This is a genomic window from Aeromonas sp. Marseille-Q5825 (assembly GCF_946892685.1).
Classification (GTDB): domain Bacteria; phylum Pseudomonadota; class Gammaproteobacteria; order Enterobacterales; family Aeromonadaceae; genus Aeromonas; species Aeromonas rivipollensis.
This window is the reverse complement of sequence record NZ_CAMPOU010000001.1, coordinates 265,096-282,114: the sequence shown is the minus strand read 5'-3', so window position 1 is coordinate 282,114 and position 17,019 is coordinate 265,096. Positions and strand designations below refer to the sequence as shown.

At 62.7% G+C, this 17,019-nt stretch carries 16 protein-coding genes; 15 read left to right on the top strand and 1 reads right to left on the bottom strand.

Going from position 1 to position 17,019, the window contains the following annotated elements; all coding sequences use genetic code 11:
• Positions 1 to 125: 125 nt before the first annotated feature.
• On the top strand, positions 126 to 1,007 hold the full coding sequence (gene corC, locus OC537_RS01325) for a CNNM family magnesium/cobalt transport protein CorC (RefSeq protein WP_005329827.1): 882 nt from the start codon (positions 126 to 128) through the stop codon (positions 1,005 to 1,007).
• Positions 1,008 to 1,205: 198 nt separating this feature from the next.
• Entirely contained in the window at positions 1,206 to 2,735 is a 1,530-nt protein-coding gene (lnt, locus tag OC537_RS01320; protein ID WP_234675942.1) for an apolipoprotein N-acyltransferase, read from the top strand.
• Positions 2,736 to 2,949: 214 nt separating this feature from the next.
• Here lnt and OC537_RS01315 read toward each other — a convergent pair whose 3' ends face one another.
• On the bottom strand, positions 2,950 to 3,432 hold the full coding sequence (locus tag OC537_RS01315) for a zinc ribbon-containing protein (RefSeq protein WP_043129079.1): 483 nt from the start codon (positions 3,430 to 3,432) through the stop codon (positions 2,950 to 2,952).
• A gap of 234 nt (positions 3,433 to 3,666) precedes the next feature.
• On the opposite strand from OC537_RS01315, the gene leuS reads away from it, so the two are divergent.
• The 13 genes from leuS to ybeD all read left to right on the top strand — a co-directional run bounded on the left by leuS (position 3,667) and on the right by ybeD (position 16,939).
• Positions 3,667 to 6,243, top strand: a complete 2,577-nt coding sequence (gene leuS / locus OC537_RS01310) for a leucine--tRNA ligase (protein ID WP_262108682.1) — start codon at positions 3,667 to 3,669, stop codon at positions 6,241 to 6,243.
• A 120-nt stretch (positions 6,244 to 6,363) separates the two neighbouring features.
• On the top strand, positions 6,364 to 6,846 hold the full coding sequence (gene lptE / locus OC537_RS01305; protein ID WP_106887591.1) for an LPS assembly lipoprotein LptE: 483 nt from the start codon (positions 6,364 to 6,366) through the stop codon (positions 6,844 to 6,846).
• A gap of 135 nt (positions 6,847 to 6,981) precedes the next feature.
• Entirely contained in the window at positions 6,982 to 8,016 is a 1,035-nt protein-coding gene (gene holA, locus OC537_RS01300) for a DNA polymerase III subunit delta (RefSeq protein WP_139744187.1), read from the top strand.
• A gap of 64 nt (positions 8,017 to 8,080) precedes the next feature.
• On the top strand, positions 8,081 to 8,734 hold the full coding sequence (nadD, locus tag OC537_RS01295) for a nicotinate-nucleotide adenylyltransferase (protein ID WP_262108677.1): 654 nt from the start codon (positions 8,081 to 8,083) through the stop codon (positions 8,732 to 8,734).
• Positions 8,735 to 8,947: 213 nt separating this feature from the next.
• The gene (rsfS, locus tag OC537_RS01290) at positions 8,948 to 9,283 is read left to right on the top strand and encodes a ribosome silencing factor (protein WP_025326094.1); all 336 of its coding nucleotides are present in this window, start codon (positions 8,948 to 8,950) and stop codon (positions 9,281 to 9,283) included.
• 6 nt (positions 9,284 to 9,289) lie between these two features.
• Positions 9,290 to 9,757 carry a 23S rRNA (pseudouridine(1915)-N(3))-methyltransferase RlmH gene (gene rlmH / locus OC537_RS01285; protein WP_005329815.1) on the top strand — a complete coding sequence of 156 codons (468 nt, stop codon included), beginning with the start codon at positions 9,290 to 9,292 and terminating at the stop codon, positions 9,755 to 9,757.
• Between the two features lie 101 nt (positions 9,758 to 9,858).
• A complete protein-coding gene (mrdA, locus tag OC537_RS01280) occupies positions 9,859 to 11,787 on the top strand; it encodes a penicillin-binding protein 2 (protein ID WP_262108667.1) in 1,929 nt (642 codons plus the stop codon).
• Positions 11,788 to 11,855: 68 nt separating this feature from the next.
• Positions 11,856 to 12,959 (top strand): rod shape-determining protein RodA, encoded by a 1,104-nt coding sequence (gene rodA, locus OC537_RS01275; protein ID WP_025326091.1) that lies wholly within the window; start codon positions 11,856 to 11,858, stop codon positions 12,957 to 12,959.
• On the top strand, positions 12,956 to 13,093 hold the full coding sequence (locus OC537_RS01270) for an FtsW/RodA/SpoVE family cell cycle protein (RefSeq protein WP_234675939.1): 138 nt from the start codon (positions 12,956 to 12,958) through the stop codon (positions 13,091 to 13,093). The genes rodA and OC537_RS01270 overlap by 4 nt, the downstream gene beginning before the upstream one ends.
• Positions 13,093 to 14,091 carry a lytic murein transglycosylase B gene (gene mltB / locus OC537_RS01265; protein ID WP_262108663.1) on the top strand — a complete coding sequence of 333 codons (999 nt, stop codon included), beginning with the start codon at positions 13,093 to 13,095 and terminating at the stop codon, positions 14,089 to 14,091. Before OC537_RS01270 ends, mltB begins: the two co-directional genes overlap by 1 nt.
• Positions 14,033 to 14,965 carry a septal ring lytic transglycosylase RlpA family protein gene (locus OC537_RS01260; RefSeq protein ID WP_262108661.1) on the top strand — a complete coding sequence of 311 codons (933 nt, stop codon included), beginning with the start codon at positions 14,033 to 14,035 and terminating at the stop codon, positions 14,963 to 14,965. Before mltB ends, OC537_RS01260 begins: the two co-directional genes overlap by 59 nt.
• Positions 14,966 to 15,157: 192 nt before the next feature.
• Positions 15,158 to 16,387, top strand: a complete 1,230-nt coding sequence (locus OC537_RS01255) for a D-alanyl-D-alanine carboxypeptidase family protein (protein ID WP_106887597.1) — start codon at positions 15,158 to 15,160, stop codon at positions 16,385 to 16,387.
• Between the two features lie 288 nt (positions 16,388 to 16,675).
• Positions 16,676 to 16,939 (top strand): DUF493 family protein YbeD, encoded by a 264-nt coding sequence (ybeD, locus tag OC537_RS01250; RefSeq protein ID WP_025326087.1) that lies wholly within the window; start codon positions 16,676 to 16,678, stop codon positions 16,937 to 16,939.
• Positions 16,940 to 17,019 lie beyond the last annotated feature (80 nt).

Below are 17,019 nucleotides of genomic sequence, written 5' to 3'. Positions count from 1 at the left end.
ACCTCGACGACGACGTAGAAGAGTGACAGGCCGGTAAGGGGGTCACCGTCTTGAAACAGACAGCCGCCATCCTTATATCGGCAAGACAACATCCCGAATGTTCACACGAGTAACCAAGAGAGAAAATGACCGACGATCACCCTAGTACCGGCTCGCCGAAGAAAACCTGGCTCGACAAGCTCAGCCAACTCTTCCAGGGCGAGCCAAAAGACCGCAATGATCTGGTGGAAGTCATCGCCGATGCGGAAGAACGCGACCTCATCGATCAGGACACCAAGGACATGATCGAGGGCGTGCTCGAAATTGCCGAGCTGCGCGTGCGTGACATCATGATCCCCCGCTCCCAGATGGTGACCATAGAGAAGTCCCAGCCTGTGGACGACTTCCTGCCCGTCATCATCGAATCCGGCCACTCCCGCTTCCCGGTGATCAACGAAGACAAGGATCACGTGGAGGGCATCTTGCTCGCCAAGGATCTGCTGCCGTTCGGTTTCGGCGGCCATCACGCCAGCGAGCCGCTGCAGCTCGAGAAGATCCTGCGCCCCACCGTGATAGTGCCGGAGAGCAAGCGGGTCGATCGCCTGCTCAAGGAGTTCCGCGAAGAGCGCTACCACATGGCCATAGTGGTGGACGAGTTCGGCGGCGTCTCCGGTCTGGTGACCATAGAAGACATACTCGAACTGATTGTTGGCGAGATAGACGACGAGTTTGACGACATCGAGGATGAGCCGGAAGAGATCCGCCGCATCAGCAAACGGGTCTTCTCCGTCAGCGCGCTGACCGAGATCGAGGACTTCAACGACTTCTTCGGCACCCAGTTCAGCGATGAAGAGGTGGATACCGTGGGCGGCCTGGTGATGCATGCCTTCAGCCACCTGCCCAAGAAGGGCGAGGAGATAGAGCTGGACGGCTACCTGTTCAAGGTGATGCACGCGGACCGTCGCCGCCTGCAGCAACTGCAGGTGAAGATCCCGGAGAATCACGCGGCGGCCCAGCCCGAGTCCTGATCCCGCGCTCCCCACGCCGTCAATCAACGCCCCTGCTTTCAGGGGCGTTTGTCATTCTGCCGCCCCCGCGCCTTCCCATTCCCCTGCTGCGCCCCCCTTCGACATCCGGCTGGCCGGGAGGCTCGCCGTTAGCGCTGTTTGCGGTTAAGATGTCGGCCATTCCACTTTTATTCAGCCCAATTCGAGCCCCGATCCCCCGTGAAATCGAAACTTCTGACAAGCCTGTTCGCCCTGGCCTCTGGCGCCATCGCCGTGCTGGCCTTCTCCCCTTTCGGCTACTGGCCTCTGGTGATCCTCTCCCTGCTCGGCCTCTATGCCCTGCTGGAGAAGGCCAACCCCAAGCAGGCGGCCTGGCGCGGCTTCGGCTATGCCATGGGGCTGTTTTTGCCGGGACAGTGGTGGATCCATGTCAGCATGACGGAGTTTGGCGGCATTCCGCTGCCCGCCGCCTTCGTGCTGCTGGCCGGCCTCTGCGCCTATCTCTCCCTCTATCCGACCCTGGCCTGCTGGGCCTTCGCCCGCTTCTTTGGCGGTCGCCACTGGAGCCGCTGGCTGCTCGCCTTCCCGGCACTCTGGCTGATGGCCGACTGGCTGCGGGGCTGGGTGATGACCGGTTATCCCTGGCTCTGGTTTGGCTACACCCAGATAGACGGCCCGCTCAAGGGCTTCGCTCCCATTCTCGGGGTGCAGGGCATCACCCTCGCCCTGCTGCTCACCACCTCCGCCCTCTGGCTCACCTGGCAGAGTCGCAAACCGGCCTGGCTGCTGCTGCCGGTCGTGCTGGTCGGCGCCGCCCAGGGGCTGATGCAGCTCAACTGGGTGACCCGGGGTGAGCCGGTCAAGGTGGCCCTGGTGCAGGGCAACATAGCCCAGTCCCTCAAATGGGATCCCGAGGCCCTGATCCCCACGGTGCGCACCTATCAGGATCTCAGTCGCGAGAACCAGGACGCCGACATCATCATCTGGCCGGAATCGGCGATCCCGGCCATAGAGAAGGAGATGGGCACCTATCTGGAGAGCCTGGACAAGGCGATGAAGGTGAACGACACCGGCCTGCTGGCGGGGATCATCCATTACGATCTGAAGCAGCAGCGCTTCTACAATACAGTGCTCGGCATGGGGGTGCAGGATCTGGACGGCAAGGAGTCCTATCACTACGAGCACAAGAACCGCTACTACAAGTACCACCTGCTGCCCATCGGCGAGTTCGTGCCCTTTGAAGATCTGCTGCGCCCCATAGCCCCCTTCTTCAACCTGCCCATGTCCTCCTTCAGCCGGGGTGACGAGGTGCAGCCGAACCTGATCGCCAAGGGGCTCAAGTTTGCCGCCGCCATCTGCTACGAGATCATCTTCCCGGACGAGGTGCGCCGCAACGTGCAGCCGGACACCGACTTCCTGCTGACGGTCTCCAACGACGCCTGGTTCGGCACCAGTATCGGCCCCTGGCAGCACATGGAAATTGCCCGGATGCGCGCCCTGGAGCTGGCTCGCCCGCTGCTGCGCGACACCAACACCGGCATCACCATAGTCACCGAGATAGACGGCAGCATCATAGGCCAGATCCCCCAGTTCGAGGCCGGGGTATTGCGTGCCGAGGTGCGCCCTGCCCACGGCTCGACCCCCTATCTGCGTTTTGGCAGCTGGCCCATGTACGCGCTGGCCGCCCTGCTGCTTGGGCTGGCACTGGTGCTGCGGCCCCGCGCCCACCCCTGGGCTCGCCAGCGTTAAGCCAGCCTGGCTCATATAAAAGAGGCGCCCCATGGGGCGCCTCTTCTCAATATAGCGATCTGACACTCTCTCCGAATCTGTTCACGAGCTGTGACGAGAGGTCGTCAGCAAGGTAAAGAGCAGCGCAGGAACCGGAGTGTATGTGAATACATGAGGATTCTGAGCAGCACATGAGCCTTGATCACGGCCTCGCAGTAAGATCGTGGGCAGGTTCTCAAGGGGAGAGCGGCTCCCGGTGATACTCGTCGGCCCCACACTCCGGGCAGGTGCCAAGCTGCTGCGGGTGCAGCACAGTGTGGCGCCACTCGCAGTGATCGCACACCAGCACCCCCAGCCCCACCCAGTCGCCGGCCCGATAGACCCCCTTGTGTTCCAGCTCGTCCGCCAGCTCGCTCCACTCCACCTGGGCGCGGTCTGTCACGTCCGCCAGCCAGGACCACACTGTGTCTTTCAATGCCAGCATAAAGGCGGACTCGGGCACCTCGGCGCGACTCTCGTCATAGTTGCCGAGATCCCGCTTCACGTATTCTGCGATCAGCGCCAGCTCGTCCTGGGTCAGATCGCCGGCCGCCTCCAGATAGGCCTGTACCTTGGCGATCATCCGGTTGAGGCGTTCCCCCTGAAACTCTTCGGTCTCCTCCCACTGCTTCTTGAGCTGGGCGATGAAGGCTTCATACCCTTGTCGACGTTTGTCCATGGCCATTACTCCTTTGCTGAACCCTGATCGTGCCCGGCCTGAGCCAGAGACTGAGCCGTGCTGGCGGTGGTTGCCGCCCTCTGTCACCCTTGCTGCTCCGCGAAACCTCGATGCTGCCCGGGTCGGCCTGAGACTGGGCGGATGCTGGCGGTTGTTGCCGCCGCAGGATATGGGTATTCTATCGGGATTTCCCAGCTGATTTATCTATTCATTTCACAGATCCGGATGTAACCAATGCAAGAGCAATACGTTCCCCAATCCATAGAACCAGCAGTGCAAAAGCACTGGGATGCCAAGAAAACCTTCAAGGCCGTGGAGAAAGTAGACAAGGAAAAGTTCTACTGCCTCTCCATGTTCCCTTATCCGTCTGGTCGTCTACACATGGGGCACGTGCGTAACTACACCATAGGTGATGTGATCTCCCGTTATCAACGGCTCAATGGCAAGAATGTGCTGCAACCCATCGGCTGGGATGCCTTCGGTCTGCCGGCGGAAAACGCCGCCATCAAGAACAGCACGGCACCGGCCCCCTGGACCTACGAAAACATCGAATACATGAAGAACCAGCTCAAGATGCTGGGTCTGGGTTATGACTGGGACAGAGAGCTGGCCACCTGCAAGCCGGATTACTACCGCTGGGAGCAGTGGTTCTTCACCAAGCTCTACGAGAAGGGTCTGGTCTACAAGAAGACCTCCTCCGTCAACTGGTGCCCGAACGACATGACGGTGCTGGCAAACGAGCAGGTGATCGACAACTGCTGCTGGCGCTGTGACACCCCGGTGGAGCAGAAAGAGATCCCCCAGTGGTTCATCAAGATCACCGACTATGCCGAAGAGCTGCTCAACGACATCGACAATCTGGAAGGCTGGCCGGAGATGGTCAAGACCATGCAGCGCAACTGGATTGGTCGCTCCGAAGGGGTCAACATCAGCTTCAATATCGACGGTCAGGATGAGCAGCTGGAGGTCTACACCACCCGTCCTGATACCTTCATGGGCGTGACCTATGTGGGCATTGCCGCCGGTCACCCGCTGGCCGCCCAGGCTGCCGCAACCAATCCCGAGCTTGCTGCCTTTATCGAGGAGTGCAAGCACACCAAGGTCGCCGAGGCTGACATGGCGACCATGGAGAAGAAGGGCATGGCCACCGGCCTCTACGCCATTCACCCGCTCAATGGCCGCAAGGTGCCGGTCTGGGTCGCCAACTTCGTGCTGATGAACTACGGCACCGGCGCAGTGATGGCGGTGCCGGGTCACGATCAGCGTGACTTCGAATTCGCCACCAAATATGGCCTCGACATCAAGGCGGTGATCAAGCCAGCCGATGGTGAAGTGGACGTGAGCGAAGCCGCCTACACCGAGAAGGGCGTACTGTTCAACTCCGGCGAGTTTGACGGTCTCGACTTCCAGGGCGCCTTCGACGCCATCGCCAACAAGCTGGAAGCCCTCGGCCACGGCAAGCGTACTGTCAACTTCCGTCTGCGTGACTGGGGCGTCTCCCGTCAGCGTTACTGGGGTGCCCCCATCCCCATGCTGACCCTGGCTGACGGCACTGTGGTGCCGACCCCGGAAGATCAACTGCCGGTGCTGCTGCCGGAAGATGTGGTGATGGACGGCATCCAGAGCCCGATCAAGGCCGATCCCGAGTGGGCCAAGACCACTTACAACGGCCAGGAAGCCTTCCGCGAGACCGATACCTTCGACACCTTCATGGAGTCTTCCTGGTACTACGCCCGCTACTGCTCCCCAGACTACGACAAGGGCATGCTGGACCCGGCTGCTGCCAACCACTGGCTGCCGGTCGACCAATACATCGGCGGCATAGAGCACGCCTGTATGCACCTGCTCTACGCCCGCTTCTTCCACAAGCTGCTGCGTGACGCCGGTCTGGTCAACAGCGACGAGCCGTTCAAGCGCCTGCTCTGCCAGGGCATGGTGCTGGCCGACGCTTTCTACTACAAGGACGAGAAGGGTGGCAACGTCTGGGTCAGCCCGACCGACGTCAAGGTAGAGCGTGACGACAAGGGGCGCATCACCAAGGCCGTGGATCTTGAGGGCCGCGAGGTGATCCACTCCGGCATGACCAAGATGTCCAAGTCCAAGAACAACGGCATAGACCCTCAACTGATGGTGGAGCGTTACGGCGCCGATACCGTCCGTCTGTTCATGATGTTCGCCTCCCCGGCCGACATGACCCTGGAGTGGTCCGACTCCGGCGTAGAGGGGGCCCAGCGCTTCCTGCGTCGCCTGTGGCGCACCACCTTCGAGCACGTCTCCGGTGGCGCCGTTGCCGCGCTGGATGTGGCCGCCCTCTCCAACGAGCAGAAGGCGGTGCGCCGCGAGTTGCACAAGACCATCGCCAAGGTGAGCGACGACGTGGGTCGCCGTCAGACCTTCAACACCGCCATCGCCGCCATCATGGAGCTGATGAACAACCTGGCCAAGCTGGGCTCTGACGAGCAGGACCGCGCCCTGATGCAGGAAGCGCTGGAAGCCGTCGTCGTCATGCTCTACCCCATCACCCCGCACATCGGCTTCGAGCTGTGGAAGATGCTGGGCAAGGAAGGGGACATAGACGTAGCCAGCTGGCCGGTGGCCGATGAAGCCGCCATGGTCGAGACCGAGAAGCTGGTGGTGGTACAGATCAACGGCAAGATGCGCGGCAAGCTGACAGTGCCGGCCGAGATAAGCCAGGCCGACGTCGAGAAGCTGGCCATGGCCGATGCCTCGGTGCAGAAGTTCACCGAAGGCCTGACAGTGCGCAAGGTGGTCTATGTACCGGGCAAGCTGCTCAACATAGTCGCAAACTGAGGATAACCAGCACTCCCGGCCTCCTCCCCTGTCGGGGGAGGAGAGCTGCAGGAGTCTGAATCCATATGTAACGGCGGGCAAGCGCCCGCCGTTCTTCACTTGATGCAAAGAGGAATTCACATGGGCATGTCCCTCACTCGCTGGATTGCCATCATGCTGACGGGCCTGCTGCTGCAGGCCTGCGGTTTTCAGATGAGGGGAACCGCCATCCCCCCCGAGCTGATGACCATGAAGGTGGTCGGTGACAACAAGAGCGACTTCTATCGGCTGGTGACCACCCGCCTCAAGGCCTCCGGGGTGACCCTGGCGGACAAGGAGGGCATTCCGGTGCTGACCCTGTCCGGGGTGAGCAGCAGCAGCCAGGTTGCCTCCGTCGACTCCATCGGCCAGGACCGCGAGTACCTGCTGGGTTACAGCACCCAGTTCACCGTCTCCATGCCGGGCAAGCCGACCCAGGTCTTCCCCATCACCTTCAACCGCAGCTTCCTGAACAAGCCGGATGCGGCGCTGGCCTCCTCCCGCGAGCAGGAACAGCTTGGCAAGGAGATGCAGGAGCAGGCCGCAAACCTGGTGATCCGCCAGCTGAGCCAGGTCAAGTTCTGATGCGGGTATCCTGATGAGAACCTACCCCGAGCAGGTCGCCGACCTGGTGATCCATCAACCTGAGCCAGGTCAAGTTCTGATGCGAGTCTGCCCAAAGCAGTCTGCGGAACACCAACTCAACCAGGGCAAGTGCTGATGCGGATCTATCCCGAGCAGTTTGCGGACCATCTCAAGGCAGGGCTCAAGCCCTGCTATCTCGTTTTTGGTGACGAGCCGCTGCTCAAGCTCGAGGCCATAGACGCCGTGCGTCAGGTGGCCCGCAAACAGGGGTTCGATGAGCGCCACAGCTTCGTGGTGGAAGCCGGGCTGGACTGGAACCAGGTCTATGACGCCTGCCAGGCCATGAGTCTCTTCTCGGCCCGCCAGATCATCGAGTTGGAGCTGCCCGCCAAGGTCGACAAGGATCTGGCCGCCCGCATCACCGAAATCGGCAAACAGCTGCATCCCGACCTGCTGCTGGTGCTCTCGGGGGGGCGCCTCAATCAGACCCAGATGAAGGCAGCCTGGTTCGACAAGCTGAGCCAGAGCGGCACCTATGTGCCGGTCAATCACCCCGAACCCCGCTTCTTCCCGCGCTGGATGAGTGCAAGGTTTCAACGCTTCGGCCTCAAGGCGCTGCCGGATGCGGTCAACTTCATGTGTCACGCCTTTGAGGGCAACCTGCTGGCCGCAAGCCAGGAGATAGAGAAGCTGACCCTGCTCGGCCCGCCCCAGCCCATCAGCGTCGCCTATCTGCAAGAGACCATCATACGCCACGCCCACTTTACCCCCTTCCAGCTCGTCGATACCCTGCTGGAGGGCAAGGTGAACCGGGCCCAGCGCATACTGCTGGCACTGCGGGCCGAGGGTACCGAGCCCGGCATGCTGGCCTGGACCCTGTGCCGGGAGCTGGAGCAGCTCACCGAGCTGGCCCTGGCCGCCCGTGCCGGTCAGCCGCTGGTGGAACACTTCAGCCGGTTGCGCATCTGGCAGAGCCGCCAGCAGCTCATTCAGCAAGCCCTGACCCGGCTGCCCGTTGGCAAGATACAGCAGCTGTGGCAACTGATGGCCCGGCTGGATGACGCCCAGCGCAGGTTCGACACCGAGCAGGCCTGGCTGATGTTGCAGACCATAGCCCTGGGTTTTCGCGATGGCACGCCGCTGCCCCTGCTGGAGGCGGATCCATGCTGAGCGCCCCCATCGAACGCCAGGCCGGCCCCTTGGCCCCCCTCCATGATCTGACAGGGGGAGCCTCATGCTGAAGGCCCCTATCGGCATCCTGGGCGGCACCTTCGACCCCATCCACATAGGTCATCTGAGGCCCGCCATCGAGGCCCGCGACGCCCTGGGCCTGGCCGAGGTGCGCCTGCTCCCGAACCATATCCCGCCCCATCGCGCCAATCCCTTCTGCTCCAGCGAGCAGCGGCTCGCCATGGTCGCGCTGGCGGCGGCGGAGAACCCGGGCTTCGTGGTAGATGAGCGGGAGCTGCAACGGGACACCCCCTCCTGGACCATAGACACCCTCATCGAGCTCAAGCAGGAGCTGCCGGATACCCCTGTCTGTTTCCTGATGGGCATGGACTCCCTGCTCGGCCTGCCGAGCTGGCATCGCTGGCAGGAGCTGCTCGAACATGCCCACCTGGTGGTGAGCAAGCGCCCGGGCTGGCAACCGGATTACCCTGCCGAGGTGGCCAGCCTGCTGGCCCGCCACCAGACCCGGGATGTGCAGGATCTTCATCGACACCGTCAGGGTCATGTCTGGATCGCCGACAACCTGCCCATAGAGCTGTCGGCCACCCGGCTGCGGGCCCTGCTGGCGGCCGGGCAGGATCCCAGATACCTGCTGCCGGCCCCGGTCGCCGACTACATCCGGCGGCACCGGCTCTATCAGCCATTGCCAAGCCGGTGAGCGGCGCCACGCGGGTTTGTCAGCCGACACCCTGAGGCGCACCCGGCACGGGCTTGACTATTGTCCCGCCCGGTTGCGCACTATAGTGATCAACAGGGGCCTGCCTTGCCCATGGGTGGCGGCCCCGGTTCCATTCCCCTTTGCCAGACTGGGAAACGGGAGTGACCATGATATAATCCGCCGCCCTCTGGCGCCGGAAGATAGGAGAAGACATTGCAAGGCCAAGAACTGCTCGCCTTTATCGTCGACAAGATCGATGACATGAAAGGCCGCGACATCATCACCCTGGATGTACGCGGCAAATCCAGCATCACGGACACCATGATCATCTGCTCCGGCAACTCCAATCGCCACGTCAGCGCCATTGCCCACAACCTGGCCAGTGAGGCCCGCCATGCGGGGCTCGACCTGCTCAGCGTGGAAGGCCAGCTCACAGGTGAATGGGTGCTGGTGGACATGGGTTCCGTCATCGTCCACGTGATGCAGGATGAGTACCGCGACTTCTACCAACTGGAGAAACTCTGGGGTGGCACCCAGGTGCAAGCGTAACGAACGATGAAGATCCAGTTGATTGCGGTGGGCACCAAGATGCCTGCCTGGGTAGAGCATGGCTTCGAAGAGTACCGTCGCCGTTTCCCGAAAGACATGCCGTTCGAACTCGTCGAGATAGGCGCGGGCAAACGGGGCAAGAATGCCGACATTCCCCGCATCCTGCAAAAGGAGGGGGAAGCCATGCTGGCCGCCGCCGGCCGCTCGCGCATCGTCACCCTGGACATTCCCGGCAAGCCCTGGACCACGGAGCAACTCGCCGTGTCGCTGGAGGCCTGGAAGCTCGATGGCCGGGATGTGGCGCTGCTGGTGGGCGGGCCTGAAGGCTTGTCCCCCGAGTGCAAGGCCGCCGCCGAACAGAGCTGGTCCCTGTCACCCCTGACCCTGCCCCATCCGCTGGTGCGGGTGCTGGTGGCCGAGAGCCTCTACCGCGCCTGGAGCATTACCACCAATCATCCGTATCACAGGGAATGAGCCATGACCCCTTGGAACATCACTCCCTCATACACCCAGTGCCACAGGGAATAGTCCATGTGGTACCCGCCCTTGCTCCCCGTCAGCCATAAGGTAACGGCATGCTGAAGAATCGCATCGAAATGCGCGATCACAGTGCCGAGGGACGTCTGTTCTTCCGGCGCACCCTGGTAGCCTACATCGGCATGGTCGTCCTCATGCTGGTGCTGCTGGGTAATCTCTACTATCTGCAGGTAGAGTCTTACGAAACCTATCAGACCCGTTCCAACGACAACCGGATCCGGGTCGTGCCGGTGGCACCGCCACGGGGCCTCATCTATGACGCCAACGGCGTGCTGCTGGCGGAGAACCGCCCCGTCTACAGCCTGGAGATAGTGCCGGAAGAGACCGAGGATCTGGAGAAGACGGCCGACGAGCTGATCACCCTGCTGGCCCTGCCGGAGGGGACCAAGGAGCGGTTCCTGGCCGAGGTGAAACGCCAGCGCCGCTTCAAGCCGGTGCCCCTGTTCGAGAAGCTGACCGAGTACCAGGTCGCCCTCTTCTCGGTCAACCAGCACAACTACCCGGGCGCCAGCATAGAGGCCTATCTCAAGCGCTACTACCCCTTTGGCGATACCCTGACCCATGCGCTGGGCTATGTGGCCAAGATCAACACCCGTGACGTGGAGCGCCTCGACAAGGAGGACAAGCTAGCCAACTATGCCGCCACCAAGGATATCGGCAAGCAGGGGGTGGAGAAGTTCTACGAGGATCAGCTGCACGGCGTGGCGGGCTACCAGGAGGTCGAGGTCAACAACCGCGGCCGGGTGGTGCGCACCCTCAAGTTCCAGCCGCCGGAGCCCGGCAAGGACATCTACCTCAACATCGACATCCGCCTGCAGTTGAAGGCGCAGGAGCTGCTGGCCGGCCGCCGGGGTGCCATCGTCATGATGGATCCCAATACCGGCGCCATCCTGGCCATGGAGTCGAGCCCGAGCTACGACCCCAACCTGTTCGTGACCGGCATCTCCAATACCAACTACTCGGCGCTGCTCAACGATCCGGCGCGCCCGCTGGTGAACCGCACCACCCAGGGCATCTATGCCCCCGCCTCCACCGTCAAGCCCATGATGGCGGTGATGGGGCTGAACGAGGGGGCCATCACCCCCAACTATCGCTACTTCGGCGGTCCCAGCTTCTCCATCCCGGGCACCACCAAGAAGTTTCGTGACTGGCGCCGCTGGGGCCATGGCTGGCTCGACGTCTATCGCGCCATCGAGGTGTCGGCGGACACCTACTTCTACGATCTCGCCTACCGGGTCGGCATCGACAAGATCCACGCCTACATGACCAAGTTCGGCTTCGGTCAGTACAGTGGCGTCGATCTCTATGAAGAGACCAAGGGGGTCATGCCGTCCCGCGACTGGAAGATGGCGCGCTGGCGTCAGCCCTGGTATCAGGGGGACACCATCTCCATCGGCATCGGCCAGGGCTACTGGAGCTCCACCCCCATCCAGCTCGCCAAGGCGATCAGCATACTGACCCAGAACGGTCACGACGTGACGCCGCACCTGCTCAAGAGCACCGCCTCGGTGGACGGCGTGGTCAACGCCCCCATCAACCCGAACGTGGCCATCGCCGCCAAGAGCGACACCTACTGGCAGGTGGCCAAGGACGGCATGTGGCGCGTCATCAACGGCCATGAGGGGACGGGACGCCGCGCCTTTGCGGGCACTCCCTACAAGGCAGCGGGCAAATCAGGTACCGCCCAGGTAGTGGGTCTCAAGGAGAACCAGGTCTACAATGCGGCCACCACCAAGGTGGAGCACCGCGACAACGCCCTCTTCGTCGCCTTCGCCCCCTTCGAGGCCCCCAAGGCCGTGGTGGCCCTGGTGCTGGAAAACGCCGGTGGCGGCAGTGCCATGGGGGCGCCGGTCGCCCGCCACATGCTGGATGCCTACCTGCTGCCGCCAGAGCCCCAGCTGCCGCCGGCGCCCGACAAGCCGTCCACCCCAGGCCCGGATCAGCGCGAGGCCGTGACCAATGAATAACGCCGCACGCCTGCTGCGCACCTTGCCTCTCCTCCCGAGGCCATCCATGCAGAACGAGGTCTTCTCTCATGAGTAACTCCGCCCGTCAGCAGAGTATCTGGTACAAGCTGCACATCGACCTGCCGCTGCTGCTCGGCCTGCTGGCGCTGATGACCCTCTCCATGGTGGTGCTCTACTCCGCCTCGGGCCAGGACTTTGACTCCATAGTACGCCAGCTGGTGCGTGGCGGCCTCGCCTTCGGCCTGATGATAGGCCTGGCCCAGCTGCCCCCCTCCCTCTATGCGCGCTGGTCCGTGCCCCTGTTCACCCTGGTGGTGCTGCTGCTCATCGCGGTGGACGTGTTCGGCCATATCGGCAAGGGGGCCCAGCGCTGGCTGGATCTCGGCTTTATGAAGTTCCAGCCCTCGGAGGTGATGAAGCTCTCCATGCCCATCATGGTGGCCGCCTGGCTCAGCCGGCACTCCCTGCCCCCCAAGTTCAGCCATGTGCTGATCGCCCTGGTGATGGTGCTCTTGCCCACCCTGCTGATCGCCGCCCAGCCCGATCTCGGCACCTCCATCCTGGTGGCGGCCTCCGGCTTCTTCGTCATCTTCCTGGCGGGGATCAGCTGGTGGCTGATCGGGCTGGCGGTCTTGCTGATCTGCGCCTTCATGCCGGTGCTCTGGTTCTTTCTGATGCACGACTACCAGCGCCAGCGGGTGCTGATGCTGCTCGATCCTGAGAAGGATCCCCTCGGGCGCGGCTACCACATCATCCAGTCCAAGATAGCCATCGGCTCCGGCGGCGTGTTCGGCAAGGGTTGGCTGCAGGGCACCCAGTCCCAGCTGGAGTTCCTGCCGGAGCGCCACACCGACTTCATCTTTGCGGTGTTCAGCGAGGAGTTCGGTCTGGTGGGCGTGGCCCTGCTGCTGGTCATCTATCTCTACATCATCAGCCGCTGCCTCTTCATCTCCATGCAGGCCCAGAACAGCTTCGAACGCCTGCTTGGCGGCGCCCTGACCCTCACCTTCTTCGTCTATGTGTTCGTCAACATGGGCATGGTGAGCGGCATATTGCCTGTGGTGGGGGTACCCCTGCCCCTGGTGAGCTATGGCGGCACCTCCATGGTGACCCTGATGGCAGGCTTCGGCATCCTGATGTCCATTCAGACCCACAGAAGGCTGCTGGCATGATGAGGTGGATATATTCTGCCGGTGCTGGGGTGCCCCTGCCGCTGGTGAGCTATGGCGGTACCTCCATGGTGACCCTGATGGCAGGCTTCGGAATACTGATGTCCATCCAGACTCGCAGACGACTGCTCGCCTGATGAGACGGGTTGGATTGCTGCTCTCTCTCGTCGCCTCGGTGGCCACCGCCGCAGTGGCGCCAGATCGGCTGATCCAGCTTGCCGAGCAACACTCGGTGCCGCTGGCCGAGTTGCAGGCCGCCGCCGCCCAGGCGCGACTGCGTCAGGAGGTGCTCGACACCATCAGCCGCCCCTGGGAGGCCAAGCCCTGGCACAGCTACCGACCGCTGTTCGTCACCCCGGAGCGGGTCCGGGACGGGGTCGGCTTCTGGCAACGCCACGCCGCCATCCTGGCCAGAGCCGAGCAACACTACCGGGTGCCCGCCTCCCTCATCGTCGCCATCATAGGCATAGAGACCTTCTATGGCCGCCAGATGGGCCGCCATCCGGTGCTCGACAGCCTCTACACCCTGGGATTCCACTACCCCGCCCGTGAGGAGTTCTTCGCCAAGGAGTTCGCCCAACTGGTGCTGCTTGCCCGGGAGGAGAAGTGGCCACTCACATCTCTCAAGGGCTCCTATGCCGGCGCCATGGGCATGGGCCAGTTCATGCCCTCCAGCTATCGCCACTACGCCGTCGATTTTGACGGGGATGGCAAGCGGGATCTGTTTGCCAACCCGGCGGACGCCATCGGCAGCGTGGCCAACTACTTTGCCGAGCACAGCTGGCGCTGGGGGGAGTCTGTGGTGGAACCCGCCTTGATCGGATTGGCGCCAGTAGGTACCCTGCTGGGGCCCGAGCCCGAGCTCAAGCAGCGCTGGGCCGAACTGGCCGCCGCCGGGATTGAACTAGCCACCCCGCTGGCACCGGACACGCCGGTGAAACTGCTGGCATTGGAGCAGGCCGATGGACCGGAATACTGGGTCGCGCGCCACAATTTTTATGTGATCACCCGCTACAACCGCAGCCCTCTCTATGCGATGGCGGTGCATCAACTCAGTCAAGCAATCCAGGACGCTTATGCATTACAGCCACAAACTTCTCCCCCTCACGCTGACCTTGTTGCTGGCCGCCTGTAGCAGCCAACCTGAGCAGGCGCCCCCGCCGCCGGTCCCGGTGCAGCCGGAAAAACCCCAGGTGATCGAAATCCCTCAGGCGACCGGTGCCATACCGCGGCCCGAGCCCATGAGCGAGAGCGGCAACCGGGACTACTGGATCGGCAAGCAGAAGTACGAGGTGTGGCGCGACATCAAGCACTACAGCGAGGAGGGCACCGCCAGCTGGCTGTCCCAGGATCTCGATGGCAACAAGACCGCCAACGGCGACGTGCAGGACAGCACCCTGTTCAGCGCCGCCCACCGCAACCTGCCGCTGCCAAGCTATGTGCGGGTCACCAACCTGGACAACGGGCTGGAGACCATAGTGCGGATCAACGATCGCGGCCCCTTCGGCAGCGAGCGCCTGATCGATCTCTCCCATGCCGCGGCCAAACAGCTGGAGATGGTCGACGGGGGTGAGGCCAGGGTGCGGCTGGAGCTCATCACCGATCAGCCGGATCAGATGGTCGAGATGGTGCCCATGACGCCAATGGCGCCCATGCAGCCGGCTGCCCAGGAGGCCGCCTTCCTGGGTGAGGCCCAGCCTGCGGCGGCTACCACCGTCACCCCGGCCAAGGCCGCTCCCGCGGCGGCGGCCACGGCGACCAGCACCCTCTCCACCCCCAAGGCTGCCAGCGGCCAGGGCAAGATGATCCAGGTGCTGGCCAGCGGCTCCCAACCCAGGGCCGAGGCCATGGGCAAGGTGATGACCCAGCGCTACGGCGTGCCCTACCAGGTGGTGGCCCACGACGCCATCTTCCGGGTGCTGCTGGGACCGGTCGCCGCCGATCAACAGGCAAGCCTGCTGGAACAGATCCGGCAGGGGGGGCTGGAGCAGGCCTTCATCGTTCCCTGATGGCAGGGCTCACAGAGTGAATCGTCACTCTCCCCCGGCGTCACGTCGTTTCCCGGCGTAACGCCGACAACCGATGGATAAAAAACCAGACCAGATGGCACGCCGGACTATGACCGACCGGCACATCTGGTATAGTGGAGCCCGCTTTTTTTCAACTTGGGTAATCCCCATCCAGGCACCAGGAATTTCAAGATGTCCAAATTTGCCCGTTCCGTTATTCTGGCCTCCCTGCTAAGCGCGACCGCCCAGGCCAACCAGCCGGTACCGACGCCGGATTCGGCTCTGCCGACTGCCCAGCCGGTCCCCACCCTGAACAGCGCCCCCATGGTGGTGCCTGCCGCGCCGGAGATCTCCGCCAAAGCCCATATTCTGATCGACTACTTCTCCGGTCAGGTGCTGGCCGAGCAGAACGCCGACGAGCGCCTGCCCCCCGCCAGCCTGACCAAGATGATGACCTCCTACATAGTCGGCAATGAGCTGCTCAAGGGGAACATCAAGGGCACCGACATGGTGACCATCAGCCAGAACGCCTGGTCCAAGAACTACTCCGACTCCTCCAAGATGTTCATCGAGGTGGGCAAGCAGGTCTCCGTCGATGACCTCAACAAGGGCATCATCATCCAGTCCGGCAACGACGCCTGCGTCGCCATGGCCGAACACCTGGCGGGCAGCACCGACTCCTTCGCCAGCCTGATGAACGCCTGGGCCGCCAAGCTCGGCATGAAAGACTCCCAGTTCAAGAACCCCCACGGTCTGGATGCGGAAGGTCACTACAGTACCGCCCGCGACATGGCCCGCCTGGGTCAGGCCCTGATCCACGATCAGCCTGAGGAGTACAAGATCTACTCCCAGAAATCCTTCGTGTTCAACGGCATCACCCAGCACAACCGCAACCGCCTGCTGTGGGATCAGTCCCTGCAAGTGGATGGCATCAAGACAGGCCACGTCAGCCAGGTCGGCTACAACCTGGTCTCCTCCGCCACCAACAACGAGGGCATGCGCCTGATCGCCGTGGTGCTGGGCGCCAGCAGCGAAGGCTCCCGCGCCGCCGAGAGCAAGAAGCTGCTCACCTACGGTTTCCGCTTCTTCCAGAGCCTGACCCCCTACAAGGCGGGTACCGAGCTGGTGACCCAGAAGATCTGGATGGGCGACAAGTCCGAAGTGAAACTCGGGGTCGATCAGGATGTCTCCGTGCTGGTCACCCGTGGCCAGGGCAACAACCTGAAGGCGGACTTCCAGCTCGAGAGCGAGCTGAAGGCCCCGCTGGCCAAGGGTCAGCGCGTCGGCACCGTGTTCCTCAAGCAGGGTGACAAGGAGATCAAGCAGGTTCCGCTGGTCGCCCTGGAAGAGGTGCAGGAAGGTGGCCTGATGAGCCGTCTGTGGGATTACCTGGTGATGCTGGTCGCCAGCTGGTTCAAGTAATCTACCGCACAATCCCGAGCAAGCAGCGGCGCCAACAGGCGCCGCTGCTGTCTTTGCCGCGCCGGGGCAGTGAATAACCCTGCAATCTGCAGGTTCCGCCGACGCTCCATTTGTGGTAAAAAGCAGCATTCCCACGTCCTGTCGACCTGGCGGGCCTTGATCCCGTGCCGGGCAATGCCCATATAAGATGGAGCCGTGCCCATGGTTGACGCGACTGGCGGCCCGAGTCCTTCGGCCAGACAAGATGCAAGATGAAGTCGTTTCGTGACGACGCTAAAGGTGAGTGAGATGAATACCAAGTTTGATGAGCTGCTGGAGTTCCCCTGCAAGTTCCCGTTCAAGGTGCTTGGGGTGGCCGATCCCGCCCTGCCGGATCAAGTGGTTGAAGTGCTGCAGCAACATGCCCCAGGTACTTACAGCCCGACCGTTCAGCCCAGCTCCAAGGGCAACTACCACTCGGTCCGCGTAACCGTGACTGCCCAGAGCAAAGAGCACATCGAAGCGATGTATCACGCCCTTGGCAAGATCGAGCTGGTGAAATACGTACTGTAATTTCTCTCTCGCCCCGCCATCGGGGCGAGCGATTATTTGCCATTCTGTTTTGCCGACGCAAGCGCCTGCCTGTGAGGAAA

Excerpts from the sequence above, each read along its gene's own strand:
- corC (WP_005329827.1), top strand. The coding sequence starts at position 126 with ATGACCGACGATCACCCTAGTACCGGCTCGCCGAAGAAAACCTGGCTC.
- OC537_RS01315 (WP_043129079.1), bottom strand. The coding sequence starts at position 3,432 with ATGGACAAACGTCGACAAGGGTATGAAGCCTTCATCGCCCAGCTCAAG.
- leuS (WP_262108682.1), top strand. The coding sequence starts at position 3,667 with ATGCAAGAGCAATACGTTCCCCAATCCATAGAACCAGCAGTGCAAAAG.
- lptE (WP_106887591.1), top strand. The coding sequence starts at position 6,364 with ATGGGCATGTCCCTCACTCGCTGGATTGCCATCATGCTGACGGGCCTG.
- holA (WP_139744187.1), top strand. The coding sequence starts at position 6,982 with ATGCGGATCTATCCCGAGCAGTTTGCGGACCATCTCAAGGCAGGGCTC.
- nadD (WP_262108677.1), top strand. The coding sequence starts at position 8,081 with ATGCTGAAGGCCCCTATCGGCATCCTGGGCGGCACCTTCGACCCCATC.
- rlmH (WP_005329815.1), top strand. The coding sequence starts at position 9,290 with ATGAAGATCCAGTTGATTGCGGTGGGCACCAAGATGCCTGCCTGGGTA.
- mrdA (WP_262108667.1), top strand. The coding sequence starts at position 9,859 with ATGCTGAAGAATCGCATCGAAATGCGCGATCACAGTGCCGAGGGACGT.
- rodA (WP_025326091.1), top strand. The coding sequence starts at position 11,856 with ATGAGTAACTCCGCCCGTCAGCAGAGTATCTGGTACAAGCTGCACATC.
- OC537_RS01270 (WP_234675939.1), top strand. The coding sequence starts at position 12,956 with ATGATGAGGTGGATATATTCTGCCGGTGCTGGGGTGCCCCTGCCGCTG.
- mltB (WP_262108663.1), top strand. The coding sequence starts at position 13,093 with ATGAGACGGGTTGGATTGCTGCTCTCTCTCGTCGCCTCGGTGGCCACC.
- OC537_RS01260 (WP_262108661.1), top strand. The coding sequence starts at position 14,033 with ATGCATTACAGCCACAAACTTCTCCCCCTCACGCTGACCTTGTTGCTG.
- OC537_RS01255 (WP_106887597.1), top strand. The coding sequence starts at position 15,158 with ATGTCCAAATTTGCCCGTTCCGTTATTCTGGCCTCCCTGCTAAGCGCG.
- ybeD (WP_025326087.1), top strand. The coding sequence starts at position 16,676 with ATGAATACCAAGTTTGATGAGCTGCTGGAGTTCCCCTGCAAGTTCCCG.